Genomic DNA, 25,075 nt, shown 5'->3' on the forward strand with positions numbered 1-25,075 from the left:
ACAGACGCCCCTCGCCCAGCTCGCGGCGCTGAACGCGCGCGAGTCTGGTCGGTCCCCCGAGGGGACGGCGATGCTTGCAGCATTGAGCCGCAAGCACATCGCCAGGCGGGCCGGCTCGGGAGCGGCCCAGCGCTCGGCCCGAAAGAATGGCGTCCCGGCCGCGTCAGCCCGCGCGGCCGGTCTCGGCTATCTTGTCGGGCAATGAGTTCCTCTCCCGCCCTTCAAGTCCTTGCCGGACCGGCCGCGCGCGCGCGCCTGGCCGAGCGCGGCCTGCGCGCCGAAGACGTCGGCCTGATGCCGGCCGCCGCCGGTGGCCCCAAAGGCCTGATCCTCAACGGCCTGGACCGCTACGTCTTCGGCGACTGGCTGCCGCAGAGCCACCAGACCGTCCACCTCGTCGGCGCCAGCATCGGCGCCTGGCGCATGGCCACGGCCGCCCTGGCCCATCGCGACGTCGCCGAAGCCTTCAACACCATGGCCGAGGCCTATGTGACGCAGGAGTACGACGTGCTGCCGGGCGACAAGCGCCCGCGGCCCGAGGGCGTCAGCAAGCGTTTCGGCGAGATCCTGGGCGAGATCTTCCAGGGCCGCGAAGCGGAAGTACTGAGCCACCCGCGGCTGCGCCTGCATGTCGTCACCTCACGCGGCCAGAACAAGGGCCTGGGCCTGCTGGCCCGCGAGGGCAGGCTGCGCACGCCGCTGGGTTATCTCGGCGCCTTCGCGGCCAACGCGGTGTCGCGGCCGCTGCTGGGCCGCTTCCTGGAACGCGTCGTCTTCTCCGACCCACGCGACCGGCTGCCGCTGAAGCTGTCCGACTTCACCAGCCGCGAGGTGCATCTGTCGCGCGCCAATCTGCGCGGCGCCCTGCTCGCGAGTTGCTCCATCCCTTTCTGGCTGCAGGCCCAGCACGACCTGCCCGGCGCCCCGCGGGGCGCCTACTGGGACGGCGGCATCACTGACTACCATCTGCATCTGGACTACCGAGCGCTGCAGACGGCGAGCGCCCCGCTGGTGCTCTATCCGCACTTCCAGCGCCAGGTCGTCCCGGGCTGGCTGGACAAGGCCCTCAAGCACCGCCATCGCTCGACGAGCTTCCTGGACAACGTCGTGCTGCTCTGCCCCTCGCCCGAGTTCATCGCCCAGCTGCCGGGCGCCAAGCTGCCAGACCGCAATGACTTCATGGCGCTCGAGGCCAACGAGCGCCGCAAGCGCTGGCGCGTGGCCGTGGCGGAAAGCCAGCGCCTGGCCGAGGCCTTTGAGGTGCTCACCCGGCAGGCCAGCGTCCAGGCCCAAGCCCTGTGAAGCCTCCGCCCATGCGGGCGGGCCCATCCTCAGGCTTGCGGATGCCAGGCGCCTGAGCGAGACAATTGAAAGGCGAGCGCGGCGCCGTGAAGCATTGCCCAGCAGGTGCTGGAACAAGCCTACACGGCCACCCGCTACACCCTGCCCTGAGGCGGCCGGGAGCGTGGACTAGAATCTGCGCTCCCGTCCCTCACAAGAGCGAGAAAGGCACCCTGGTTATGACACCGCGAACTACCCCGACCCCCACCTCGGAATAGTCGGCCGCGGCTCGTCACGCCTTTCAAGCACCCAAACAAAGCGCGGCACCGGCCGCGCTTTTTTGTTTCTCGCTCCTGGAGCACCCCATGATCTCGATTCAACTCCCCGACGGCTCTCGCCGTGAGTACCCGGCCTCGCTGTCGGTCGGTGATGTCGCCGCCAGCATCGGCGCCGGCCTGGCCAAGGCCGCCCTGGGCGGCAAGGTCGACGGCAAGGTCGTTGACCTCAGCCACGTCATCGACCACGACGTGCAGCTGTCCATCGTCACCGACAAGGACGCCGACGGCCTGGACATGATCCGCCACTCGACGGCCCACCTGCTGGCCTACGCCGTCAAGGAGCTCTACCCCGACGCCCAGGTCACCATCGGCCCGGTCATCGAGAACGGCTTCTATTACGACTTTGCCTACAAGCGTCCCTTCACGCCCGACGACCTGGCGGCCATCGAAGCCAAGATGACCGAGCTGGCGAAGAAGGACGAGAAGGTCGTGCGCCGCGTGCTGCCGCGCGACGAGGCCGTGGCCCACTTCAAGGCCATGGGCGAGGCCTACAAGGCCGAGATCATCGGCAGCATCCCCGCCGACCAGGACGTGTCCCTCTACGCTGAAGGCAAGTTCGAGGATCTGTGCCGCGGCCCCCACGTGCCGTCCACGGGCAAGCTCAAGCACTTCAAGCTGATGAAGGTGGCCGGCGCCTACTGGCGCGGCGACCATCGCAACGAGATGCTGCAGCGCGTCTACGGCACGGCCTGGGCAAGCAAGGACGATCTGCAGAAGTACCTGACTATGCTGGAGGAGGCCGAGAAGCGCGACCACCGCAGGCTCGGCAAGGAACTGGACCTCTTCCACATCGACGAGCATGCCCCCGGCGTCGTCTTCTGGCACCCCAAGGGCTGGACGGTCTGGCAGGAGGTGGAGCAGTACATGCGCCGCGTCTACCGCGACAACGGCTACCAGGAGGTCAAGGGTCCGCAGATCCTCGACCAGGGCCTGTGGGAGAAGACCGGCCACTGGGACAAGTACCGCGAGAACATGTTCGTGACCGAGTCGGAAAAGCGCGACTACGCGCTCAAGCCGATGAACTGCCCCGGCCACATCCTGATCTTCAAGCAGGGCGTGAAGAGCTACCGCGACCTGCCGCTGCGCTTCGGCGAGTTCGGCCAGTGCCACCGCAACGAGCCCACGGGCGGTCTGCACGGCATCATGCGTGTGCGTGGCTTCACGCAGGACGACGGCCACATCTTCTGCACGGAAGACCAGATCCAGGGTGAAGTCACGGCCTTCACGGCCCTGCTGCAGAAGGTCTACAAGGACTTCGGCTTCACGGAGATCATCTACAAGTTGTCGACGCGCCCCGAGAAGCGCATCGGCAGCGAAGAGAGCTGGGACAAGGCCGAGCACGCCCTGGCCGAAGGCCTGCGTGCCTCCGGCTGCGATTTCACCTATCTGCCGGGGGAAGGCGCCTTCTACGGCCCCAAGATCGAATACACGCTGAAGGACGCCCTGGGCCGCGAATGGCAGTGCGGCACCATCCAGGTCGACCCCAACATGCCGGAGCGCCTGGACGCGGCCTTCGTCGACGAGGACGGCGAGCACAAGCGCCCGCTGATGCTGCACCGTGCCATCGTCGGGAGCCTGGAGCGTTTCATCGGCATCCTGATCGAGCAGCACGCCGGCGCCCTGCCCGTCTGGCTGGCACCGACCCAGGTCGTGGTGGCCAATATCACGGACGCCCAGGCCGATTACGTGTCTGAAATTGTGAAATCGCTGCAAAAACAAGGGCTTAGGGCCTCGGCAGATTTGCGCAACGAGAAGATCACCTATAAAATCCGCCAGCATTCCATGCAAAAGCTGCCGTACATCCTCGTCGTGGGTGACAAGGAAAAGGCGAATGGCAGCGTTGCGGTCCGCGCCCGTGGCAACCAAGACCTCGGCGTGATGCCCCTGCAGGACTTCCTCGATCGGATCTCCGCAGACATCACCAACAAGGTCTGAAAGCCACCCGGGCGCGATTTGTTTTTGTTGGGGCCCCGTCGCCTGGGGCCCGCTGAAAGGTCTACACCATCGCTACGTTTGCCGACCGTCGTGCGATTCCGGAGCGCAAGCACCGGTTGAACCGCGAAATCATGGCTCCCGAAGTCCGTCTGAACGGTCCCGAGAATGAACCCATCGGGGTCGTCAGCATCCAGGAAGCCCTGCGTATGGCGGGCGACATGGATGTGGACCTGGTCGAGATCTCTGCCACCGCCAATCCGCCGGTCTGCCGGCTGATGGACTACGGCAAGTTCAAGTACCAGGAGCAAAAGCGCGCCGCCGAAGCCAAGGCCAAGCAGAAGATCATCGAAATCAAGGAAGTCAAATTCCGTCCGGGCACGGACGAAGGCGACTACCAGATCAAGATGCGCAATCTGCGCCGCTTCATCGCCGAAGACGGCGACAAGGGCAAGGTCACGCTGCGCTACCGGGGCCGTGAGATCACCCACCAGGACATCGGCATGCGCCTCCTGGAGCGGATCCGCGACGAACTGGCCGATGTGGCGATCGTCGAGAACATGCCGAAGCTCGAAGGTCGGCAGATGATCATGGTCTTGGCGCCCAAAAAGCGCTGAAACCCAACGAGGTTTAACGAGTCGGTTTGGTCGCCGGCCCGTTCACAAGTCTCCTGAGGCCAACAAGTGTGTCGGAATCTCCGGCACCGCCCCAGGGACATACTTAAAAGGAGCATTCACATGCCCAAGATGAAGACCAAGAGCAGCGCGAAAAAGCGTTTTCGCGTTCGTCCGGGTGGCACCGTCAAGCGCGGTCAGGCGTTCAAGCGCCACATCCTGACCAAGAAGACCACGAAGAACAAGCGTCACCTGCGCGGCGCTGTGAACGTGCACGAAACCAACATGGGTCACATCGCTCAGATGCTGCCCTTTGCTGGTCTGTAATCCACTAACGACTCAAGGAGAAACACATGCCTCGCGTCAAACGTGGTGTAACCGCTCGTGCCCGTCACAAGAAGGTCCTGGCCCTGGCCAAGGGCTTCCGCGGTCGTCGTAAGAACGTCTTCCGCATCGCCAAGCAGGCGGTGATGAAGGCGGGCCAATACGCCTACCGTGACCGCCGCACCAAGAAGCGCGTCTTCCGTCAGCTCTGGATTGCCCGTATCAATGCCGCCTCGCGTGGCCTGGGCCTGTCCTACAGCAAGTTCGTGGCAGGTCTGAAGAAGGCCCAGATCGAGATCGACCGCAAGGTCCTCGCCGACCTGGCCGTCAACGACCCGGCTGGCTTCGCCAGCATCTTCGCCAAGGTGAAGGCCGCGCTCGCCTGATTGCGAACCATCCCGACTCGTCGGGATACGCAAACTTTCAGGGCCGGCCCCACTGGGTCGGCCCTTTTTCATTCCAAATTCCTGATGTCTGATCTCGACGCCCTGTTGCAAGCGGCCAAGGCTGATTTCGCCTCCGCCCCGACGCCCGCCGAACTGGAAAACGCCAAGGCGCGCTTTCTCGGCAAGTCCGGTCGCGTGACCGAACTGATGAAGGGCCTGGGCGCCCTCAGCATCGAGGAAAAGAAGACCCGCGGCGCCGAGATCAACCAGACCAAGGTGGCCATCGAAGCCGCCCTGACCGCACGCCGCGACGCGCTGGCCGCCGCCGAGCTCGAGAAGCAGCTCAAGGCCGAGGCCCTGGACGTGACCCTGCCCGGCCGCCAGCGCGGCACTGCAGGCCTGCACCCGATCACGCGCGCCATGGAGCGCATCGAGGCCATCTTCGCCTCCATGGGCTTCGACGTCGCCGACGGCCCCGAGATCGAGACCGACTGGTACAGCTTCTCGGCGCTGAACAACCCCGAGAACCACCCGGCCCGCTCCATGCAGGACACGTTCTACGTCGACATGAAGGACGAGAACGGTTCCTGGCTGAACCTGCGCCCGCACACCAGTCCAATGCAGATCCGCTACGCGCAGGCCCACGCCAAGCGCTACGCCGGTCAGGAGACGATGCCCGAGATCCGCGTCATCGCTCCGGGCCGCACCTACCGCGTCGACAGCGACGCGACCCACTCGCCGATGTTCCACCAGGTCGAAGGCCTGTGGGTGGGCGAGAACATTTCGTTCAAGGACCTGAAGGCGGTCTACCTGAACTTCATCACCGCCTTCTTCGAGACCGACCAGCTGCAGCTGCGTTTCCGGCCCAGCTACTTCCCCTTCACCGAGCCCAGCGCCGAGATCGACATCATGTTCGAGAGCGGTCCGCTGAAAGGCCGCTGGCTGGAGGTGTCAGGCTCCGGCCAGGTCCACCCGCAGGTCATCCGCAACATGGGCCTGGACCCCGAGCGCTACATCGGCTTCGCCTTCGGCTCCGGCATCGACCGTCTGGCCATGCTGCGCTATGGCGTCAACGATCTGCGCGCCTTCTTCGATGGCGACCTCCGTTTCCTCTCGCAGTTCAAGTAATCCAGAAGAACCATGCAATTCCCCGAGTCCTGGCTGCGCGAGTTCTGCAATCCGCCGCTCAACACCCAACAGCTCGCCGAGCTGCTGACCATGTCCGGCATGGAAGTCGAAGAGCTGCGACCCGTCGCGCCGCCCTTCCACGGCATCGTCGTCGCCGAAATCCTCGAAGCCGAGCAGCACCCCAACGCCGACAAGCTGCGCGTCTGCAAGGTCAATGCCGGCGGCGAACCTCTGCAGATCGTCTGCGGCGCACCCAACGCCCGCGTTGGCATCAAGGTGCCGCTGGCCACCGTCGGCGCCGAGCTGCCTCCCGGTGAAGACGGCAAGCCCTTCAAGATCGGTGTCGGCAAGCTGCGCGGCGTCGAGAGCTTCGGCATGCTGTGCTCGGCCCGGGAGCTCAAGCTCAGCGAAGACCACGGCGGCCTGCTGGAACTGCCGGCGGACGCCGTCATCGGCGAGGACATCCGCAAGCACCTCAACCTCGACGACACGCTGTTCACGCTGAAACTGACGCCCAATCTGGGTCACGGCCTGAGCGTGTTCGGCGTTGCGCGTGAGGTCGCTGCGCTGACCGGCTCCCCGCTGTTGAAGGCCGAGTTCCCGGCCGTCAAGCCGACGCTGGACGACAAGCTGCCCGTGCGTGTGGAAGCCACCGACCTGTGCGGCCGTTTCTCGGGCCGCATCGTCAAGGGCATCGACACCAAGGCCAAGACGCCATCGTGGATGGTCCGGCGCCTCGAGCGCTGCGGCCAGCGTTCGGTCACAGCTCTGGTCGACATCTCGAACTACGTGATGTTCGAGTACGGCCGCCCGTCCCACATCTTCGACCTCGACAAGATCAGCGGCGAGCTGGTGGTGCGCTGGGGCAAGGCCGGCGAGCAGCTCAAGCTGCTGAACGGCAACACCATCACCGTCGACGACAAGGTCGGCGTCATCAGCGATGCGCGCGAGGTCGAGTCCCTCGCTGGCATCATGGGTGGCGACCACACCGCCGTGTCCGACGACACTCGCAACGTCTACGTCGAGGCCGCCTTTTGGTGGCCTGAGGCCGTCATGGGCCGCGGCCGTCGCTACAACTTCTCGACCGACGCCGGCCACCGCTTCGAGCGCGGCGTTGACCCGTCGCAGACCGTCGAGCACATCGAGCGCATCACCCAGCTCATCGTCGACATCTGCGGCACGGCTGACACGAAGGTCGGCCCGATGGACGACCAGTCGCCCAATGTGCCGGTGCGCAAGCCCGTGGCCCTGCGCGTCGCCCGCGCCGCCAAGGTCATCGGCATGGCCATCACGCAGGCTGATTGCGAGAGCGTCTTCACCCGCCTGGGCCTGCCCTTCACGGCTGCTGACGGCGTCATCACGGTGACCCCGCCGAGCTGGCGCTTCGACATCCTGATCGAGGAAGACCTCATCGAGGAAGTCATCCGCGTGATGGGCTATCCCACGCTGCCATCGACCGCGCCGCTGGCGCCCATCGTCGGCCGCACCGGTTCCGAGTCGCGCCAGGCCAAGCACGCACTGCGCCGTTCTGTGGCCGCACGCGACTATTTCGAGACCATCAACTTCAGCTTCGTCGAAGAGCGCTGGGAGCGCGAGCTGGCCGGCGTCACCGACCCGATCAAGCTGCTCAACCCCATCGCCGCGCCGCTGTCGGTGATGCGCACCAGCCTGATCGGCAGCCTCGTGCAGGTGCTGCGCCACAACCAGGCCCGCCGCGCGACCCGCGTGCGCGTCTTCGAGCTGGGCCGCGTGTTCAAGCGCGACGCCACCGTGGCCAACGGCCCGCTGTCGGTCGCCGGCATCGAGCAACCGCTGCGCCTGGGCGGCCTGGCCTGGGGCCCGGCGGACCAGCAGCAGTGGAGCCAGCGCGACCGCGCCGTCGATTTCTTCGACGTCAAGGGCGATCTGGAAGCGCTGTTCGCGCCGCAGACGCTGACCTTCGAAGCCGCCGAGCACCCGGCCCTGCATCCGGGCCGCAGCGCCCGTGTGAGCCTGAACGGCGCCGTCATCGGCATCGTGGGCGAACTGCACCCGCGCTGGCGCCAGGCCTACGAGATCAGCGGTGGCGCGCCCGTCGTCTTCGAGCTGGACCTCGACGCCGCCCTGACCCGAACGCTGCCGCAAGGCCAGCCCCTGCCGCGCCAGCAGTCCGTGCAGCGCGACCTGGCGCTGGTGATCAAGGACAGCACGCCCCACGACGCGCTGATGGCTGCCATCACGGCCGCCGGTGGCGCGCTGCTGCGCTCGGCCAAGCTCTTCGATGTCTTCAAGCCCGCGGCTGGTTCCACGACCGATCTGCAGGCCGACGAACGCAGCCTGGCCGTGCGCCTGGAACTGCTCGACGACGAAGCCACTTTGACCGACGAGCGCATCGAGGCAGCCGTGGCCGCCATCGTGGCCGCCGCCAGCAGCCAGCTCGGCGCGCGCCTGCGCAGCTGAACCCAGGAACAGGAACAGGAATGGACGCGAACGACGCCAAGAAATCCGAAGCCGCTGCGGTCGTCATTGGCAGCCTGGAGACGCCCACGCTGACCAAGGCCGAACTAGCGGAGCTGCTGTTCGACAAGCTGGGCCTGAACAAGCGCGAGTCCAAGGACATGGTCGAGGCCTTCTTCGACATCCTGCACGACAGCCTCGTCAAGGGTCAGGACGTGAAGCTCTCCGGCTTCGGCAACTTCAACATCCGCCGCAAGGCACCGCGCCCGGGGCGCAACCCGCGCACCGGCGAATCCATCCCCATCAAGGCGCGCAACGTCGTGACTTTTCACGCCTCCCACAAACTCAAGGGGGTCGTGCAAGGCGATGCGCCCGCCGGGGAAGACTTCGAGTAGAGTCTCCCCTCCCCTCGCGAACTTGTTGATTTGCAATGGAAAAGGCGCTTCCCGCCATCCCCGCCAAACGCTACTTCACCATCGGTGAGGTGAGTGAGCTGTGCGGCGTGAAGCCCTATGTGCTGCGCTACTGGGAGCAGGAGTTCACCCAGCTCAAGCCCATGAAGCGGCGCGGCAACCGGCGCTACTACCAGCACCACGAAGTCCTGCTGATCCGCCGCATCCGTGACCTGCTCTACGACCAGGGCTTCACCATCAGTGGCGCGCGCAACCAGCTCAGCGAAGGCCTGCCACCCACCGGCGCCCAGAACTTCCGTGACGAGGCCGAAGCGGCCCAGGCTCTCGATGTCCTCGACGGTGAACTGGACGGTGACGACGACCTGGACGTGCCGGACGAACTTGCCTTCGTGCCGACCTCCCGGCCCGCAGCTTCGCACGCCCGGCCGCTGAAAGCCGCCGAGGCGTCCATCACCCTGCCCGTGCTGGCCATCGAGAACATCACCACTCTCGAGCAGGTGCGCGCCGAACTGCTGGCGATTCGAGCTACCCTTCTCGGCTGACAGAGCGAGAAATCGAGGGTTGTCGGGCAAGAAGCCCTGAATCCTAGGTTATACTGATTGGCTCAGTCGGGGCGTAGCGCAGCCTGGTAGCGCACTTGCATGGGGTGCAAGGGGTCGCGAGTTCGAATCCCGCCGTCCCGACCATTTTTATTGAAGTAGATCAACGGCTTAGCAGCTTCGGCAGCTAAGCCGTTTGTCCTTCTGGCAGCCGATTTTGACTCCAGGGGTACACCCAGGGGTACACCGGCGCCGGGCTTGCAGGTTCTGAGAGCCTGACCCGGCACGCATACCGTTCATACCGTCCCGCTGCGTCCTATGCAGCCGCGTCATGACGCGGCCCTTTGTGCCGCACTTGCCCCGCTGAGCATCAACTGGTCCCGGCAGCTTCGAAGAGAAGTTGAACGATTAAGCTGGGGACCACGCCCTGCACTTCACGGCAATGGGCATGGCCTGAAACGGCAAAAGCAAGAGAACTTGGACGCCACTGCTGCGGCGAACTTCCTCTGGGATCTGTTCGTGCGCCAGGGACAAATCTGACCGGCTGGCGCTCGGCGCGGCGGCAGCATCTCCAGCAGGCGCCTGCCATATCGAGGAACCACCACCGGTCCCGCGAGGTGGGCATTGCGTTGAATGACTTGAACGTTGGCCATGACCAATCTCCTGTCGTGAAAGATCAGCCGGGCTCCGGTTGGTTGCCCTGAATGAAGATCCTTCACTTGGACTCCTCGCACCCGCCCACGGGCGGGCGGGGGGTGTGAACCGCCCCGGCAATTGCGGAGGCCCGTTGGTTTAAGTCAGACGGTTGCGGCCTGACCAGCGCGTTGTCGATGGTAGTTGGCCTCGAACTCGGCAGGCGGGATGTAGCCCAGCGGCTCCATCAGTCGGTGATGGTTGAACCAGGCGACCCATTCCAGCGTCGCCAGTTCCACCGCCTGCTTTGTCTTCCATGGCCCGCGCCTGTGGATGACCTCGGCCTTGTAGAGCCCGTTGATGGTCTCGGCCAGCGCGTTGTCGTAGCTGTCGCCCTTGGAACCGACTGATGGCTCGATACCGGCCTCGGCCAAACGCTCGCTGTAGCGGATGGACAGGTATTGCGAGCCCCTGTCGGAGTGATGCGTCAGGCTGCCGTCGTCAGACGGTTTGCGGTCGTACAGCGCTTGCTCCAGCGCGTCGAGCACGAACTCGGTGTGCATCGAACTGCTTTGGCGCCAGCCCACGATGCGCCTGCTGAACACGTCCACCACGAACGCCACGTAGACCCAGCCCTGCCAGGTCGAGACGTAGGTGAAGTCCGAGACCCAGAGCTGGTTGGGGCGCTCTGCACGGAACTGACGGTTGACTCGGTCCAGCGGGCATGGCGCCTTGGGGTCAGGGACGGTGGTGCGCACTGCCTTGCCTCGGCGCACGCCCTGCAGGCCCTGGTGGCGCATCAGCCGCTCAACGGTGCAGCGCGCCACCACTAAGCCCTCGCGGTTGAGCTGACGCCAGACCTTGTCAGCTCCGTAGACCTGCATGTTGGCCTGCCACACGCGCTGGACCTGAGGCACCAAGCTCGCATCGCGCTGCGCCCGACGCGAGTACAACGCCGGGTTGCGCTGCCGGGCCGCATGGCGCCAGTACGCCGACGGGGCGATCTGCATGACGCGACAGATCGACTCGACCCCGAACTGCTGGCGATGCTGGTCGACGAAGGCCTTTAGGACTTGATGCGGCGGTCGAGCTCCGCCTGGGCGAAAAACGCGCTGGCCAACTTCAGAATCTCGTTGGCCTTGCGTAGCTCGCGCACTTCGCGTTCGAGGTCCTTGATGCGCTGCGCCTCGGCCGTTGAGACGCCTTCGCGTTGGCCGGCATCGACCTCATGCTGCTTCACCCAGGTGTGAAGCGTCTGCGGCACGCAGCCGATCTTGGCTGCGATGGACTCGACAGTGGCCCACTGCGAGGGATGCTCGTCTCGGTGCTCGAACACCATGCGCACGGCGCGCTCACGCACCTCAGGCGAAAACTTCGGGGACTTCCTCATGGCTCCATTCTCCAGAGTTGGAGCCTCCGAGAAACCCGGGGCGGTTCATCTTCAGAAAATTACTGAAATATTCGAACGATGCGCCAAATTATGATTTACTGGATAAAATTGAATGCCCCTTGGCAGGGGATTTTTCACGTGCCAACTGCGGGTTTTCTCTAGGCATAAAGCAGATGGCGCACGAAGCATTTGCTATAACGTCCTCATCGGACGTCGATTATCGATTATTGACCGTGGTATCAGATGAAAAATAAGTTGGTCTTTGCTACTGCGCTCGGGGTCATGGCTGCCATCACGGCGTTGAAGTTCTTCGGGAACGTGCCCGCCGCGAAGGACGCTGGAAGCGAAACGTCAAATCCGCAGCACCATCTGCCACTTCCTAAGCAAGCGAATACAAATAGCTCGCAGGAAACGCAGCTTGCGAATCCGAACTTGCCTTCCCAAGCAGCCTCTTCTTCAATAGGCGCATCCTTCCCTGAGATTCAGAAACTCGAAAGCCTAGTTCGAGAAGGGACAACTGTTAGCTTGCTAGAAGCAGCAAAGATTCTCAGGGTGTGCGCGTCGTCCGAGCTACTCAAGAGCGCGGCACCCAACACAATTGTCCCAGGCTACTGTCAGCGCATCAGTCCTACCCATGCGCGAATGCGCATGGAATGGGTCGAATCAGCTGTAAAGGCCCGAATTCCGGGCGCTGGATCGGAATTTCTGGCCAATGGCCCCAATGGAAATGTGATTGACCTTTATCAACGGAAAGACGACCTCCTTGTGCGCGAGTGGAAAGTTCGCGCCCTCGAAATTCTCGAAGGTGAAGCCAAGCGTGGTGATTTGGAAGCGATCGGAACGCTTAGGGACGCACTTTCGGCGCAGGGCATAGGCCCCGCAGACGTAGTGCGTTCATATGCATACCAGAGAGTGCTATGGACTTTACAAGACCCCGCCAATGCAAACGTTCGTCTAAAACAGCTCGATTCAATATCTCAACTCAACCCAGAGGAGGTGCAAGCGTCCGCTCAACTTGCCAACAAGCTTCTTAATGAAATTAGGGAAGGGAAAAAATGAAACGACTACTGTTTGCAGCTTTGCTGTTTGTTTCTGCGGCGTCGGCGCACGCCACAAATTACGGCTCATGGACTTGCGTGAAATTTGGGGATGGCAAATGCATTACCAACGACTACAACGCAGGATACATAAGCCAGAACCAAAAGATGGCTAGTGCCAGCGATGTTGGCTCATTCATCTACACAGTTGTCAGCCCAATAGCAAAGCCAGGCATATATGCAGTTGGGGATTCAATAACTGTATGTGACTTGGCTCGATGTATCGATTTGGCGTGGGCAGGAGGCTATTGGCAAGTTACGCGCGCTGCATACGACAATGTTGCAGGGGCGCACAATTTTATTAACGCAACAAGCTCGGCTGGCTCGAAGACATTGCGAAGCAGTGTTTCGCCGAGCACCTATAACCTCACCGTAGACGGTTACTGGAAGGACCAGGACTGGTACTGGGACGGTGAATATATTGGCACGAGATCGTATTGGGTTACGACCGGCATTTTCGTGGTTTGGGTTAATGGCGAGCCACCCGGCGACGCCGGGACGGTCAGTTCAATCGGAGGCAGCGGCTCCAAAGATTGATCCCAGCAGCGGACTAGCTAACCCCCTATCTAGTCCGCTCACCTTTCCCGCGCGCAATTTGTGGACAGGTGCCGGCTAGTTGTCGCCGGGCCGCGCCGCCCAAACCAAGCGTGCGCAGCACGCCTCGCCAGGTCGCGCAGCGACGCTCGCGGGAGTGTTGCCCCGGCGGCCCAGGGGGGACGCCTGGAAGAGCCGCCCGCGCCGGCCGCCACACCGCGTAGCGGTCTGGCTTTCAAGCGGCCCGGCTACGGGCGTGGCGGGCGCCGGCAAAGCCGAACAGGCCTGCGGCCAGATCGGCAATGCCGGCGCGGGAACGGGCCGCGCGCCGCCCAGGCAACGCCTCGGCGGCGCAAATTTCAAACACCGGAAAACGGGCAAGGGGGAAAGCCCCCTGCCCTGCCCCCTCAGACCTCGGTCCGCAGCAGCTCCGGCAACCAGCGCTTGCCCGCCAGCAGACCCTCGGCCATTCCGACCGCCTCCGCCTTCTTGAGCCTCGACACCTCACCCACGGCGTCGCCCTGCCCCGCCTCCGTGAGCGCCTGCACGATCAGTGCCTTGGGCACGCGGCCGAGATAGGTGGCGCCCGTGGCTTCCCACCAATCGGCCATGTCGAGCGCAGCAGCCTGGGCCAGCATCTGGGCCGGCTTCGCATGGGCCGACCCGTGCAGCGCATGCGTCGTCAGCGCCGTGCAGACCACCAGCAGCTCCTGGAGAGTTTCAACCGACTGATCCAGCAGGAAGGACATCAGGTCCTTCGGGTCGCTCGGCAGACGTTCTCGCCATGCGTCGACGACGGCTTGCAAGCTCTTGTGCGCCGGGCTGTCTGCCATCGCGGGCGCGATCTGCAAAAGCTGCCAGTTCGGGCTGCGTACAGAAACGCCCAGGGCGGTCGGCGACTCGTACTGCGCTGAAACCCTCTCGTAGAGCAGCGGCACGGCCATCGAGTGAGCCAGCGCCGCCAGGGCGACCTGCGGCTTGCGCAGCAGCGCGACTTGCAGGGCTTCCGTCTTGTAGGCAGTCAGCTCCATGCGCAGCATGGACGACACCCCCTTGGTCGGGGCCTCATGGTCGCCCGCGCCTTCGCCATCGGCAGCCGCACCTCGGGACGCAGGAGACGCCGCCTTGGCGCGCCACGCCTTGTAGTCCTCCTGGCGCATCAGGTTGCGTTTGACGATCACACGGCCGTCGGGGGCCAGCGTCAGCAGCGCGCCTGCCATCGCCATCACCTCCGCAGGGCAGTAGGCAAGCTTGGACTCGATGGCGTCGATCTGCATCTGATAGGCCTGCGTCTGCTCTTCCAGCGCCTCGATGAGGTCGGCGCTGTCCGCGTCGGAATCATCCGCGTCGTACAGGGCTTCCAGCTTGTCCTCGGCGTCGTCCTTCGCACGCTGCAGTTCACCCAGCGCATGCGCCTGTTCGGCCGAGGGCTCGTGCCGCTGCGTGGGTGCCTCGCAGTAGCGCTGCCTGACCTCGTAGTCGTACTCGAAGGCCACCTCGACCCAGGCCCAGCCGTCCTTGTCTTGTTCGGCCGCCCCCAGGGCCGTGAGGCGCTCCATCGCCAGCCGCTGCATCAGCTCCGGGTCGCCGATGTGCTCGGCGTCGCCCTGGTCGTTGCTGAACAGGTCGCGGATGACGTGGCCGCCCGCCTGCTCGTAGGCGTCCAGGCCCACGAACTTGACCACCGAGCCACGCACGCTGTCGCCGAGGATCACGTTGCGGATGGCGCTGGGGCTGCGGCTGTAGGCCGGCAGGCATTCCCAGGCGCCTTCCTGCTTCTCGTGCGTGTCGGCCAGCGACAGCGCCATGAGCTGGTCCATGTTCATGTCGCCCGCGCGGTACAGCGCGAACAGCTTGGACGACACGGTGGCGAGCTTCAGGCGGCGCTTGACGGTCAGCGGTGTGAGCCCGAAGCACACGGCGATGTCCTCGATGCCGGCACCGGCAGCAACCATGTCCGCAAACGCGCGCACGGTGTCCGCGATGCTCATCGGCTTCTGGCCCTGGTTCTCGGCCATGCTGACCGCGATGGCTCGCTCGGCCGGGACCACCGCGCACAGCACCTCGAAGTCCGGCGTGATGCGCCCACGCTTGACCAGCACGTTCAGTGCTCGCAGACGCCGGCCACCAGCGATCACGCCGTGTGTGAACAGCCGCTTGCTCTCTCGGCCCTTGCCGCGCCGTGGGCCGTCATAGGTCAGCACCGACAGGTTCTGCAGCAGGCCCTGCGCATCGATCAGGTCAGCCAGCTCGTCGATCTCCGCCTCGGTGGGCTCGTCCTTGCGCACGTTGCGCTCGTCCAGCCGCAGGCACCGCAGGGTCAAGTACTGGAGGTTTGCTTCTTCGGTTCCTGCCCGCAGGGCAATGCTTGCTTCTTGGTGAGTCTCGGGAGGTGCGGAGGGAACGTCCGCTTCGAGGCTGTTGCTGCCGCGGGTGGTGAGGGTTTCGGTCTTGCTCATGGTTCACGCCTTTCTGCGTTGGTGGTGGGAAAACCTGCTTCCTGGAGCCGTCTCGACGGACCAGCAGCGCGGCGCCCACCGAAGGCAATGGCCGGCCCGCAAGCCGCAGCCCGGCGCATCACGCCGGGACCGGGTGAGGACACGGAGCGCAGCTGCACCGTTGCCTTCGGTGGGCGCTGCGCTACCCGTCGAGAAAGGGACGGCCCAGGAGGCAGGCCACCGCCCATGAAGAAACTGCGAGCGGGACCGTGGGATTCGCCCTCACCACCCGCGGCAGCGCGCGGCGGGCCCCACGGGGCCGCTGCGCACCCACACCGCGCAGCGGTGCGCTTCAGCGCCGCCAGGCGCCGGCGAGAGGGATCGACAGGGCTGCGCAGCAGTCCAGGCGCCGCATGGATGAGCGCCCGGCGCGAACCCGCAAGAGCCCGGACGGCCGGCAACGCCGGCCAGGCTCGCCCAGCTCACCAAGCCAGCCGAAGGCATGGACGCCTCCCGTTTTATGGTGTACTGTATAAATACACAGTATTCAGCGAAGCGCCCGAAATTGCTTCATCCCACCCACCCAGCCAGCACGCTGGCACCCGGTCAGCGCCAGCTGGCCAGTCCCAGGAGAAGGACATGAGCAAGCCGCTCTACGTCGCCTACTTCGCCATCAACCCCTATGGCGAGGACGTGCCGAACCAAGCCATGGACGCGGCCAGGAAAGCGCTGGAAGACCAGTTGGGCGTTGCCTGGCAGGTCCTCGGTGCCAAAGCCGCTTTCGAGGAAGCGGGCGGGCTGCCGGCGTACTGGGCCGGCAACCACCTGCCAAGCATCGTGCGCTGGACCACGGCAACCCAGGCGGCACTGAACGCCGCATTCAAGGCCGAACCTCCACGTCAGGCCACGATCGAAGATCTCGAGCAGTTGGACGAGGCCTGCATCGACGTCATTCCAGCCGCCCACTACGCGTACACGCCCAATGAATGGCTCGTTGTGTTCACCGCCCACTTCGGCATGAGCGATCACTGCGAGTCGCACGAGCAAGCGCTGAACGCCGCGCGCCATTGGCTCACCGCCGCGCCTGGTGCATGCCCGATCGCCGCGGCCGACCAGCAGATCCGCAACGGCTACCGCGCCCGCAGCCGGGCTCTCGAATCGAGCAGAGCCGCGGGTGGCAATCGGCAAAGGCCAGCGCCCGAGCTGCATCGCCTCGTACCCCAAACGCACGCTCAGGGAGCCACACCATGGAATTGAAACTGACCGACCCCGACAGCATCATTGCCTGGTGGCAGGTGTTCCCAGAGAGGCACGACAGTTTCTTGACCTACAAGCTCAAGGCCAGCCCTGAATTCGCCCCGGCGATCTGCGAGGCCCGCCGTCGCATCGCCGCAAATCCAGTGCTTGGCGGTCTGCTCAGACAGGTGGAACAGCGCACCCGGCAGCACGACGCCGCGTTCAGAGAGACGCTCGGCGCGAACGAACTGCAGCACCTAGAGCTCGCGGCCTAGACTTCGAACCAACACAGCGAGGTACCAACATGGATTCGCAAGCTTCATGGCGTCAGGACTGGGAGATCGACGAGAAGGTCAACAGCGTCGAGGTGCCAGTTGCCTGGCACCGATCCGGCCTGTGTTTCCAGATCGAGTACGACGACATCCTGTGGGTCCATGGGCCCGCTGACGTGTCGACGAGCCGTGAGAAGGAGCTCGTCCAGGAGATGGGTGAGCCGGGCTTCAAAGCGTTCAGGTCCGAGCTCACGCGCCAACTCCGCCAGCTGTGGCGCGAGCGCGGATACACCGACTTCTCGCCGCAAAAGAGTGATGCCAGAGCGCCATGGCGCGCCGACTGGGCCATGAACGTCGACGAAAGCGCCCGGGCGCAGGCCGTGCATTCGTCCGGTCTGGGCTTCACCATCCACCCCGATATCGACATGGGAAACGTGCCCGTGTGGGAAGCGGTCGAATCCCCGCACTACGCCGACGAGTGCGCTCGCCTGAAGCGCGAGATGGGCGAAGACAAGTACGCCGAGTTCCTCGCGAATCGCCGCCATGAAGCGCTGGAGCTCTGGTACGGCCTCGGGTATGGCAATGGCAACGCCTTGCGACCGACCTCGCCCTCCATATCAGCATCGCCCTGCCCTGCGGACCCACAGGCGCCGTACGCCCTCTGGTTTGAGCTCAGCCCCTTTAGCGTGGACACCGAGCCAGCGGCTCGCGACGTCGCACGCAAGATCCTGGACCGCCACTTCGGCGCCGCCAATGTGGTCGCGGCCCATCAGGCCGCGCTGGCCACCGGAAAGCGATATGTCTGCGAGTCGGGCGCCATGCCCGAAGCAGTGCGCGCCTGGCTTGCCGCGATCGGCGAAGCGTACTGGGCCGCGTGGGAGACCGCGGGACTGCCGGCCTTGACGGCCGAGTTGTCCCGCGACAACCCGCAGCTCGATTGCAGTTGCGTGATGGTTGGGCCCATTGGCACGCCAGAGGCCGAGCAGAAGCCGTTTGGGCTCCACAGGAGGGCCTTTGACGTCTGGATCGAATCAAGCGCCTTCGAACCGGACGACGAGTCGTCGATACCCAAGTCAGTTGCGTGCTTGCCCCGCTCTAGCGCCGTCGCGATCTCGGCACCCTTGGGATCCTGCTCAAGAACCGATGACCGGGAGCACTGAAGCACCTCGGTGCGATGGATCAGCGCTTGCCGACGTTGAATTCCGTCGCCTTGTACAAGGCCTGCATGGTTTCACGACCCACGCGGCCTTCCATGTCCTTGTGGGTCTGCACCATCACGGCGCGGATGGCGCGCCGTGCTGCCCACCTCACAGTGGCCTGCATCCCCACCGTGGCCAGTGCGTTGTTGCCGCGAGCCTTTGCCCGGCTAGCCGCCGACCACCCCGAGCTGCGCTTGCGCATGCTGGACGAGGGGGCACCCGAGGTCCTGCGCGCGGTGCAGTCGGGCGAGGCCGAGCTAGGCCTGAGCTTCACCGGCGCTTCGCACCCCGAGATCGACTTCCAGCCGCTATTGACCGAGGACTATGTGCTGGCCCTGCGCACAGACCACTCCTTGGCGCAGCGCGCCACCTTGAGCTGGCGGGACCTGTTGGCCGAACCCATGGTGGCGGTGGCAGGTGACAGTGGCAACCGGGTGTTGATCGACCAGGCGTTGTCGCGCCTGAAGCAGCGGCCCGTGGTGCAGTTCGAAGCCAATCATGTGGCCGGCGCCTTGGGCCTGGTGGAGGCGGGGCTGGGTGTGGCGGTGGTGCCGCGGCTGGCGCTGTCCATGCGGCCCGGGGCGGCTCTGGTGGGGGTGTCGCTCAAGCAGCCGCGCATCGAGCGCACCCTGGGCCTGATCACCCGCCAGGGCCGGCGCTTGGGCGGGCCGGCGCAAGCGCTGGTGCAGGCGCTGCGTAGCGAACTGGCGAGGCGGCCAAGCGCGGCTTCAGCATGCGGCGCCGGGTGAGTCCTGTGCTCGTGCGTCGTCACCGCATGTGCCACTGGGCAGCCATCGCGACGGTGCCTCGACCTCGGCTTGTGCTTCGATCTTCGCAGCGCGATTGGCGTCGGCCGGACACACGCCATTCTTCACAATCGCCCTCGCCCGGTCGCGTTCGGCGCGATCGGCCGCGAGCTCGCGGTCGTGCAGCTGAAAAGCTGTTGATCACCCAGATAGGAAGTGACTAGCTCAGTAGTCATTCTGAAGGTTTCAGAGCTAAATTTCCTAAAGTGCCTACCGTAGTAGGCATTTGGCGCTCCGATCTGTTTTCTTCCAAATAGTGACTAACAAAGTAGACGTTTTCTTGATTTGTATGGTTTGGGTGGATACAGTGACTACCAGAGTAGTCAATTTATGAAGTACACAATCCGCTCACCAGAAGATCTTGGCATCTTGATCCGCGCGGCGCGCAGAACCGCGAAGGTGCGCTTGGACGATCTGTCTCGCACGGTCAGCGTGAGCAAACAGACCACGGTCAACGTCGAGAAGGGCAAATCCACTGTCCAGCTCGGCACGGTCATCCGTCTGCTCAACGAGATGGGGCTCACATTGACGGTCGAGTTGCCCGAGTCGGCCTTGCCGGCCCTCAACAAGGCTCAGCAGGAAGCCAAGGAGCGAGCAAACGCAGCTCCGGATGCCAACGAGACGTCAACGACCTCAGTGCTGAGATTCGTCGACCAGGATCGATGACCATGCGCAGCTTGCAGGTCTATGTCGACCGCACATCGGTCGGGACCCTCAGCGAAGAGAACAACCTCTGGGTCTTTGAGTACGCCCCCGAGTGGGTTGCCATGGAGCGCAGCTTTGACCTGTCGCCCGCACTGCCTCGTCACACCTTGCGCCATGAGGACGGCGGCACGCTCCGCCCCGTGCAGTGGTACTTCGACAACCTCCTTCCCGAAGAGCTCCTGCGGCAGGCGATCGCCAAAGAAGCGGACATCAAAGACTATGAGGATGCCTTCGCTCTGCTGGAGTACCTTGGCGCGGAATCGGCCGGCTCCCTGACGCTTCTCCCAAAGGGAGAGGAGCTTCCCGAAAAGAATGAACTGCGCGAGCTTTCCGACGAAATGCTCAGCCAACGGATTCAGTCCTTGCCCAAGCAGACGCTCTCGAAGAGCGCGCCCAAGCGCATGTCCTTGGCCGGAGCACAACACAAGCTGATGGTGGTGCTCAGGAAGGATGACCTCTACGAGCCTGTGGGAGCCACCCCCTCGACCTACATCCTCAAGCCTGACCATCCTGAAGCGGGGAACTATCCGGCCTCGGTCTTCAACGAGTACTTCACCATGCGCTTGGCGGATGCTGCAGGCCTCAAGGTTCCGCAGGTGCACATCAGGTACGTGCCCGAGCCGGTCTATCTCATCGAACGCTTCGACCGCAAGGTCAAGTGGCCGCGGGGAAGGTCAGCCCCCCTCGCCCCCCCAGAAGTTCAAAGACTTCATGTCATCGATGCGTGCCAGCTTCTGAACAAGGCAAGAACCTTCAAGCACTCAGGCGCCACGCTTGAAGCGCTCGTGCTGATCGTCGAAGCCACAACCGTCAAGATTCAGACTCGCGCCAAGCTGTTCACCTGGCTGGTGTTCAACATCTTGGTGGGCAATGACGATTGCCATCTTAAGAATCTGTCGTTCCACGTACATCACGACGCGATCGAGCTCGCCCCGCACTACGACCTCTTGTCGACGGGGGCGTACCACACCAAGGCGTTTGCAGACGAGAACGGCAAATGGAACCAGGTGCCGATGGCCTTCCCGCTGCCAGGCGCCAAGACCTTTGGCGAGGTGACCCTGGAGGCTGTCCTGGCTGCCGCCGACGTGCTCGGCTTGCCCAGACCTATCGCACAGCGCATCGTGAAGCAGGTGACAAACGGCGCTGAAAAGGAGTTCGGAAAAATCCTGGCCGCTCACGAAGAGCTCGCCAAGAATGCGCCGGCCGACCGAGCTGCGAACTTCGGCGTCGAGGGTCGGCTATTGCGCGTGGTTCACCACATCACGCTGCGCGACATGCTCGACCGCCTGACCCACTGAAGAGCGCGCAGAAGATATAGAAAGCTGTCCTGAGCACTAGAAATCCCAACTGAAGGTTGAGGCGCCGTCCTTGTGGGTGACGATCACCCGAGCGCGCGTTGCCCTGCAGACCCAGACCTGCATGTCGTAGGGTGGGGCTTTCCATACAGTGAACACTGCGTCTGCTGCCCCTTGGTCTGCGTCTCTCGAACAATGAGGAACTTGCTCATGGAAATCGAAATCGGAAGAAGACCAGGTGCCTGGATTCCCGTAGTCATGTCACTTGCCGCCTTGGCCCTGGTCGCCGTGCAAATCGCGTTTCACGGGGTCAGCACGCCGGCAGATGAAGGTGCCCTCGCGCACCTGTGGCAGCTATTGATGGGCGCGCAACTTCCGCTGATTGCGGTCTTCGCATATCGGTGGATGGGCCCGGCGCCGCGACAGGCGGCGACCATTCTTGCTGCCCAGGCTTTGGCATTGGCGACCGCCGCGCTGCCTGTTTTCCTGCTTGGCTGGTAAACCGCTTCGAATCAGCAACGCCATAACGGTCAGTCGCCGCTGCCTGAACCTGGCCGGGTGTAGCCGGCCGCTTAAAACAGCTCCAAGCGTTTAGCGAACACCATCAGCGCCGCGTCCCTCGCCTCTTCGCACGCCACGATCCTGCCGACGATCCGCTCATAGGTTGTGCAGTGCATTCCCCTCAGCCGGCGCCAGTGCTCGCCTAGCCAGCGCCTGCATATAAGGCTGGCGTGCGCCGATCGAGCCTGATTTCCCACGAGCCCTGAGGAGCTCGCCGCAGCTTAGCAGAGCCGACACGTATTGTGCCGCTCAGAGCCGCCCCAGCAGTTCGGCCATGACCTGGCGCAGCCAGGCATTGGCCGGGTCGGCATGGAAGCGTTCGTGCCAATGCTGCTTGACCGCGAAGGCCGGCAGCGCCACCGGCGGCTCTAGCAACTGCACCCTCTCCTGCTGTGCCAGGGCCTCGCCGAGCCGCCTCGGTACGATGACGAGCAACTCCGTCTGCGCCACCAGGCGCGCCACGCCCAGAAAGCTCGGCACGCGCAGCAGGATGCGCCGCTCGTAGCCCTTCTGAGCCATTACCTTGTCGACGATGGCATGACCGGTGCCCGAAGTCGTCACGACGATATGCCCCTCCGCCAGGAATTGCGCCCGCGTCGGCTTGGCCTGGATGCGCGGGTGGAGCTGCGCCGCCAGGCAGACGAAGTTCTGGCGGAACAGCACCTGCTGATAGAAGCCCGCCTCGAGCTGCGGCATGAAGCCCACGGCGAGGTCGATCTCGCCGGCCTCCAGGCGCCGCGGGCTGTCGCTGGTGGTGCGTTCGGCCTCGATGACGATGCCGGGCGCCACCTGCCGCAGATGGTTCACCAGCGTCGGCAGCACGATGATCTCGCTGATGTCCGTCATGCAGATGCGGAAGACCCGCTGGGCCGTCGCCGGGTCGAACACGCGGGGGGCACCGGCAAGTTCGGCCAGCTTCTGCACGGCCGCCGCCACGTCGGGATAGATCTGCACCGCATAGGGCGTGGCCTCCATGCCGCGCGCCGTGCGGACAAAGAGCTTGTCGTCGAAGTGGACGCGCAGCTTGTTCAGAGCAATGCTGGCATTGGCCTGGGCCAGGCCGAGGTGCTCGGCCGCGCGCGACACGCTCTGCGTGCGATAGACCTCGATGAACACGTTCAGCCAGTCGACATCGAGCTTGGCCATTGCCCGCCCCTCTATTGAAAAACGATATGCGGTGTATATCGGTTTTCACCTTTACGCAATAGAGCATCGCTTCCAGACTTGCCTCCATCACACCAGGAGACAAGCCATGAACAAGGCGCTTCCCATCCTCGTCGCCGGTGGCGGCATCGGCGGCATCGCCGCCGCCCTGGCCCTGACCCGCCAGGGCTTCGACGTCACGGTGCTCGAGCAGGCCCCGCAGCTCGGCGAGATCGGCGCCGGCATCCAGCTCGGCCCCAATGCCTTCGCCGCCTTCGATGCGCTCGGAGTCGGCGAACAGGCGCGAGCCCGAGCCGTCTACACCGACGAGATGGTCATGCACGACGCCCTCGACGAGCGCCTGGTCGGCCGCATCCCGACCGGCGAAGCCTTCCGCCAGCGCTTTGGCAACCCCTACGCCGTCATCCACCGCGCCGACGTGCACCAGTCGCTGCTCGAAGGCGCCCAGGCCAGCGACCGCATCCGCGTCCACACCGGCACCACCGTGCAGCGCGTCGAGCAGGACGACGAGGGTGTCACCGTGCACGACGCCCAGGGCCGCAAGCACCGCGGCCAGCTGCTGGTGGGCGCGGACGGCGTCAAGTCGGCCGTGCGGCGCCAGTACGTCGGAGACGAGGCCCGCGTGTCCGGCCATGTCGTCTACCGCGCCGTCGTCGACCGCCGCAACTTCCCCGAGGACCTGCGCTGGAATGCCGCCAGCATCTGGGTCGGCCCCAACTGCCACCTTGTGCACTACCCGCTGCGCGGCGGCGAGCAGTACAACGTCGTCGTCACCTTCCACAGCCGCGAGCGCGAGGAGTGGAGCGTGCGCGAGGGCAGCCATGCCGAGGTGCAGAGCTATTTCGAAGGCATCTGTCCCAAGGCCCGCCAGCTGATCGACCTCCCCAAGGACTGGAAGCGTTGGGCCACCGCCGACCGCGAACCCATCGCCCAGTGGGCCTACGGCCGCGCCGTGCTGCTGGGCGACGCCGCCCACCCGACGCTGCAATACCTCGCGCAGGGCGCTTGCATGGCGCTGGAAGACGCCGTGACGCTGGGCGAGGCCCTGGCCCGCCACCCGGGCGATCACGGCCGCGCCTTCGACCTCTACCAGCGAGCCCGCGTCGCCCGCACCTCCCGCGTCGTGCTGTCCGCCCGCGAGATGGGCCGCCTCTTCCATGCCAAGGGCGTCGAGCGCCTGGTACGCAACGAGCTCTGGAAGGGCCGCAGCCCCGAGCGCTTCTACGACGCGATGGAGTGGCTCTACGGCTGGACTGTCGAGACCTGCCTGAACCACACGGAGACCCCGCAATGAGCACCGACCTCGGTCGCCTCGAAGACCTGCCCGACGACTACCGCATGGCCCTGTCCTCCCAGAACCTCGTGCCGCTGTGGCCCAGCCTGCGCGCCCTGCTGCCCCCGGAGAAGCCGCGCCCCCGCACCCGGGCCACGCATTGGTCCTACGAAGCGATGCGCCCGCTGCTGCTGCGCGCCGGCGAGCTGACGCCGATCGAGAAGGCCGAGCGCCGCGTGCTGGTGCTGGCCAACCCCGGCTTCGGGGCGGACAGCATGCAGGCCAGCGCCGCCGTCTACCTCGGCATGCAACTGCTGCTGCCCGGCGAATGGGCGCCGGCCCACCGCCACACACCCAATGCGGTACGCATGGTCGTCGAGGGACAAGGTGCCTGGACCACCGTCGACGGCGAGCAATGCCGGATGGAGCGCGGCGACCTCATCCTCACGCCGACCGGCCTGTGGCACGAGCACGGCCACGACGGCAGCGACCCCGTCGTATGGCTGGACGTGCTGGACCTGCCCCTCGTCCACTACCTGGAGGCCAGCTACCACGTCGACGGCGCCCGCCAGGCGGTGACGCCACAGCGCAGCGAGCGCGCCTACGCCCGGGGCGGCCTGGTGCCCACGCCCGTCTTCGAGCGCTCCCGCAAGCCCTACCCGATGCTGCGCTACCCCTGGGCCGCGGCACGGGTCGCTCTGCAATCGCTGGCTGCAAACCTGCCCGCCTCCGAGGCCGTCCAGCTCACCTACACCAACCCCGAGACGGGTGAGCATGCGCAGAACATCCTGGGCTTCCACGCACTGATGCTGCGCCCGGGCCAGACCCTGGCCCTGCCCGCACGCAGCCCGACCGCCGTGTTCCACGTCATCGAAGGCGCCGCCACGGCCCAGGTCGCGGCACAGCACTTCCACCTGGCGACGGCCGACACCTGCTGCGCACCAGGCTACACGCCGGTCACGCTCGCCAACGCGTCGGCCACCGAGCCGGCCTTCCTCTTCATCGCCGACGAGACCCCGCTGCATCAGAAGCTGGGCGTCTTCGAGGTCCGTCCCTGAACCCCGAACCCGAGAAACCCACC

23 protein-coding genes, 1 tRNA gene, 1 pseudogene and 1 other annotated feature are annotated in these 25,075 nt (G+C 64.9%); of the genes and pseudogenes, 22 read left to right on the forward strand and 3 right to left on the reverse strand.

Annotated elements, in window-relative coordinates:
* From AC3WOE_RS27800 to AC3WOE_RS27850, 11 genes and pseudogenes are all read left to right on the forward strand, one after another.
* Positions 1-205 (forward strand): annotated as a pseudogene (locus AC3WOE_RS27800) (hypothetical protein); the annotation flags it as partial.
* A complete protein-coding gene (locus AC3WOE_RS27805) occupies positions 202-1,302 on the forward strand; it encodes a patatin-like phospholipase family protein (protein ID WP_492695255.1) in 1,101 nt (366 codons plus the stop codon). The pseudogene AC3WOE_RS27800 and the gene AC3WOE_RS27805, both read left to right, overlap by 4 nt.
* A 344-nt stretch (positions 1,303-1,646) precedes the next feature.
* Positions 1,647-3,554, forward strand: coding sequence for a threonine--tRNA ligase (thrS, locus tag AC3WOE_RS27810; RefSeq protein WP_492695257.1), 1,908 nt, complete (start codon positions 1,647-1,649; stop codon positions 3,552-3,554).
* A gap of 68 nt (positions 3,555-3,622) precedes the next feature.
* Complete coding sequence (gene infC, locus AC3WOE_RS27815; RefSeq protein WP_477900528.1) at positions 3,623-4,168, forward strand: translation initiation factor IF-3; 546 nt, start codon at positions 3,623-3,625, stop codon at positions 4,166-4,168.
* A gap of 120 nt (positions 4,169-4,288) precedes the next feature.
* Entirely contained in the window at positions 4,289-4,492 is a 204-nt protein-coding gene (gene rpmI / locus AC3WOE_RS27820) for a 50S ribosomal protein L35 (RefSeq protein WP_025564002.1), read from the forward strand.
* Between the two features lie 26 nt (positions 4,493-4,518).
* Positions 4,519-4,875, forward strand: coding sequence for a 50S ribosomal protein L20 (rplT, locus tag AC3WOE_RS27825; protein ID WP_025564000.1), 357 nt, complete (start codon positions 4,519-4,521; stop codon positions 4,873-4,875).
* 84 nt (positions 4,876-4,959) lie between these two features.
* A complete protein-coding gene (gene pheS, locus AC3WOE_RS27830) occupies positions 4,960-6,003 on the forward strand; it encodes a phenylalanine--tRNA ligase subunit alpha (RefSeq protein ID WP_492695260.1) in 1,044 nt (347 codons plus the stop codon).
* Between the two features lie 12 nt (positions 6,004-6,015).
* Positions 6,016-8,442 carry a phenylalanine--tRNA ligase subunit beta gene (pheT, locus tag AC3WOE_RS27835; protein WP_492695262.1) on the forward strand — a complete coding sequence of 809 codons (2,427 nt, stop codon included), beginning with the start codon at positions 6,016-6,018 and terminating at the stop codon, positions 8,440-8,442.
* Positions 8,443-8,462: 20 nt separating this feature from the next.
* Positions 8,463-8,834 (forward strand): integration host factor subunit alpha, encoded by a 372-nt coding sequence (locus AC3WOE_RS27840; protein WP_025563996.1) that lies wholly within the window; start codon positions 8,463-8,465, stop codon positions 8,832-8,834.
* A gap of 35 nt (positions 8,835-8,869) precedes the next feature.
* On the forward strand, positions 8,870-9,394 hold the full coding sequence (locus AC3WOE_RS27845; protein ID WP_492695264.1) for a MerR family transcriptional regulator: 525 nt from the start codon (positions 8,870-8,872) through the stop codon (positions 9,392-9,394).
* Between the two features lie 67 nt (positions 9,395-9,461).
* Positions 9,462-9,538 (forward strand) — tRNA-Pro (locus AC3WOE_RS27850).
* A gap of 650 nt (positions 9,539-10,188) precedes the next feature.
* Here the strand turns inward: AC3WOE_RS27850 and AC3WOE_RS27855 are convergent.
* A protein-coding gene (locus AC3WOE_RS27855; RefSeq protein ID WP_492695265.1) for an IS3 family transposase occupies positions 10,189-11,414 on the reverse strand; the annotation gives its coding sequence in 2 pieces (ribosomal slippage) (positions 10,189-11,126 and positions 11,126-11,414; 1,227 coding nt in all).
* Positions 11,020-11,136, reverse strand: a sequence feature (AL1L pseudoknot). Its footprint overlaps the gene before it by 117 nt.
* 243 nt (positions 11,415-11,657) lie before the next feature.
* On the opposite strand from AC3WOE_RS27855, the gene AC3WOE_RS27860 reads away from it, so the two are divergent.
* Positions 11,658-12,473 (forward strand): hypothetical protein, encoded by an 816-nt coding sequence (locus tag AC3WOE_RS27860; RefSeq protein ID WP_492695267.1) that lies wholly within the window; start codon positions 11,658-11,660, stop codon positions 12,471-12,473.
* A complete protein-coding gene (locus tag AC3WOE_RS27865; protein WP_492695269.1) occupies positions 12,470-13,048 on the forward strand; it encodes a hypothetical protein in 579 nt (192 codons plus the stop codon). The genes AC3WOE_RS27860 and AC3WOE_RS27865 overlap by 4 nt, the downstream gene beginning before the upstream one ends.
* A 404-nt stretch (positions 13,049-13,452) precedes the next feature.
* Here the strand turns inward: AC3WOE_RS27865 and AC3WOE_RS27870 are convergent, their stop codons facing one another.
* Positions 13,453-15,504 (reverse strand): ParB/RepB/Spo0J family partition protein, encoded by a 2,052-nt coding sequence (locus tag AC3WOE_RS27870; protein ID WP_492695270.1) that lies wholly within the window; start codon positions 15,502-15,504, stop codon positions 13,453-13,455.
* Between the two features lie 618 nt (positions 15,505-16,122).
* On the opposite strand from AC3WOE_RS27870, the gene AC3WOE_RS27875 reads away from it, so the two are divergent.
* The 7 genes from AC3WOE_RS27875 (at position 16,123) to AC3WOE_RS27905 (ending at position 21,497) form a co-directional block, all read left to right on the forward strand.
* Entirely contained in the window at positions 16,123-16,740 is a 618-nt protein-coding gene (locus tag AC3WOE_RS27875; protein WP_492695272.1) for a hypothetical protein, read from the forward strand.
* Positions 16,731-16,994: a hypothetical protein gene (locus AC3WOE_RS27880; protein WP_492695273.1), complete on the forward strand. Its 264-nt coding sequence runs from the start codon at positions 16,731-16,733 to the stop codon at positions 16,992-16,994. Before AC3WOE_RS27875 ends, AC3WOE_RS27880 begins: the two co-directional genes overlap by 10 nt.
* A gap of 29 nt (positions 16,995-17,023) precedes the next feature.
* Positions 17,024-18,151 (forward strand): hypothetical protein, encoded by a 1,128-nt coding sequence (locus AC3WOE_RS27885; protein ID WP_492695275.1) that lies wholly within the window; start codon positions 17,024-17,026, stop codon positions 18,149-18,151.
* Between the two features lie 125 nt (positions 18,152-18,276).
* Positions 18,277-18,939, forward strand: coding sequence for a LysR substrate-binding domain-containing protein (locus tag AC3WOE_RS27890; protein ID WP_492695277.1), 663 nt, complete (start codon positions 18,277-18,279; stop codon positions 18,937-18,939).
* Positions 18,940-19,326: 387 nt separating this feature from the next.
* Positions 19,327-19,662, forward strand: a complete 336-nt coding sequence (locus AC3WOE_RS27895) for a helix-turn-helix domain-containing protein (protein ID WP_492695279.1) — start codon at positions 19,327-19,329, stop codon at positions 19,660-19,662.
* 2 nt (positions 19,663-19,664) lie between these two features.
* A complete protein-coding gene (locus AC3WOE_RS27900) occupies positions 19,665-20,999 on the forward strand; it encodes a HipA domain-containing protein (RefSeq protein WP_492695281.1) in 1,335 nt (444 codons plus the stop codon).
* 207 nt (positions 21,000-21,206) lie between these two features.
* On the forward strand, positions 21,207-21,497 hold the full coding sequence (locus tag AC3WOE_RS27905; protein WP_492695283.1) for a hypothetical protein: 291 nt from the start codon (positions 21,207-21,209) through the stop codon (positions 21,495-21,497).
* Positions 21,498-21,806: 309 nt separating this feature from the next.
* Here AC3WOE_RS27905 and AC3WOE_RS27910 read toward each other — a convergent pair whose 3' ends face one another.
* Positions 21,807-22,703 carry a LysR family transcriptional regulator gene (locus AC3WOE_RS27910; RefSeq protein ID WP_492695285.1) on the reverse strand — a complete coding sequence of 299 codons (897 nt, stop codon included), beginning with the start codon at positions 22,701-22,703 and terminating at the stop codon, positions 21,807-21,809.
* A 106-nt stretch (positions 22,704-22,809) separates the two neighbouring features.
* Between AC3WOE_RS27910 and AC3WOE_RS27915 the strand changes: the two genes are divergently transcribed.
* A complete protein-coding gene (locus tag AC3WOE_RS27915) occupies positions 22,810-24,015 on the forward strand; it encodes a 3-hydroxybenzoate 6-monooxygenase (protein ID WP_492695287.1) in 1,206 nt (401 codons plus the stop codon).
* Entirely contained in the window at positions 24,012-25,052 is a 1,041-nt protein-coding gene (locus tag AC3WOE_RS27920; protein ID WP_492695289.1) for a cupin domain-containing protein, read from the forward strand. The genes AC3WOE_RS27915 and AC3WOE_RS27920 overlap by 4 nt, the downstream gene beginning before the upstream one ends.
* Positions 25,053-25,075 lie beyond the last annotated feature (23 nt).

Source organism: Roseateles sp. FW305-36, from assembly GCF_058787015.1.

Bases quoted from the DNA above. Each gene is read 5' to 3' on its own strand.
- AC3WOE_RS27870 (WP_492695270.1), bottom strand. From the start codon at position 15,504: ATGAGCAAGACCGAAACCCTCACCACCCGCGGCAGCAACAGCCTCGAA.
- AC3WOE_RS27885 (WP_492695275.1), top strand. From the start codon at position 17,024: ATGGATTCGCAAGCTTCATGGCGTCAGGACTGGGAGATCGACGAGAAG.
- AC3WOE_RS27840 (WP_025563996.1), top strand. From the start codon at position 8,463: ATGGACGCGAACGACGCCAAGAAATCCGAAGCCGCTGCGGTCGTCATT.
- pheS (WP_492695260.1), top strand. From the start codon at position 4,960: ATGTCTGATCTCGACGCCCTGTTGCAAGCGGCCAAGGCTGATTTCGCC.
- AC3WOE_RS27805 (WP_492695255.1), top strand. From the start codon at position 202: ATGAGTTCCTCTCCCGCCCTTCAAGTCCTTGCCGGACCGGCCGCGCGC.
- AC3WOE_RS27900 (WP_492695281.1), top strand. From the start codon at position 19,665: ATGCGCAGCTTGCAGGTCTATGTCGACCGCACATCGGTCGGGACCCTC.
- AC3WOE_RS27860 (WP_492695267.1), top strand. From the start codon at position 11,658: ATGAAAAATAAGTTGGTCTTTGCTACTGCGCTCGGGGTCATGGCTGCC.
- thrS (WP_492695257.1), top strand. From the start codon at position 1,647: ATGATCTCGATTCAACTCCCCGACGGCTCTCGCCGTGAGTACCCGGCC.
- rpmI (WP_025564002.1), top strand. From the start codon at position 4,289: ATGCCCAAGATGAAGACCAAGAGCAGCGCGAAAAAGCGTTTTCGCGTT.
- AC3WOE_RS27915 (WP_492695287.1), top strand. From the start codon at position 22,810: ATGAACAAGGCGCTTCCCATCCTCGTCGCCGGTGGCGGCATCGGCGGC.
- AC3WOE_RS27865 (WP_492695269.1), top strand. From the start codon at position 12,470: ATGAAACGACTACTGTTTGCAGCTTTGCTGTTTGTTTCTGCGGCGTCG.
- AC3WOE_RS27845 (WP_492695264.1), top strand. From the start codon at position 8,870: ATGGAAAAGGCGCTTCCCGCCATCCCCGCCAAACGCTACTTCACCATC.
- AC3WOE_RS27910 (WP_492695285.1), bottom strand. From the start codon at position 22,703: ATGGCCAAGCTCGATGTCGACTGGCTGAACGTGTTCATCGAGGTCTAT.
- AC3WOE_RS27920 (WP_492695289.1), top strand. From the start codon at position 24,012: ATGAGCACCGACCTCGGTCGCCTCGAAGACCTGCCCGACGACTACCGC.
- AC3WOE_RS27895 (WP_492695279.1), top strand. From the start codon at position 19,327: ATGAAGTACACAATCCGCTCACCAGAAGATCTTGGCATCTTGATCCGC.
- AC3WOE_RS27875 (WP_492695272.1), top strand. From the start codon at position 16,123: ATGAGCAAGCCGCTCTACGTCGCCTACTTCGCCATCAACCCCTATGGC.
- AC3WOE_RS27890 (WP_492695277.1), top strand. From the start codon at position 18,277: ATGGCGCGCCGTGCTGCCCACCTCACAGTGGCCTGCATCCCCACCGTG.
- rplT (WP_025564000.1), top strand. From the start codon at position 4,519: ATGCCTCGCGTCAAACGTGGTGTAACCGCTCGTGCCCGTCACAAGAAG.
- pheT (WP_492695262.1), top strand. From the start codon at position 6,016: ATGCAATTCCCCGAGTCCTGGCTGCGCGAGTTCTGCAATCCGCCGCTC.
- AC3WOE_RS27880 (WP_492695273.1), top strand. From the start codon at position 16,731: ATGGAATTGAAACTGACCGACCCCGACAGCATCATTGCCTGGTGGCAG.
- AC3WOE_RS27905 (WP_492695283.1), top strand. From the start codon at position 21,207: ATGGAAATCGAAATCGGAAGAAGACCAGGTGCCTGGATTCCCGTAGTC.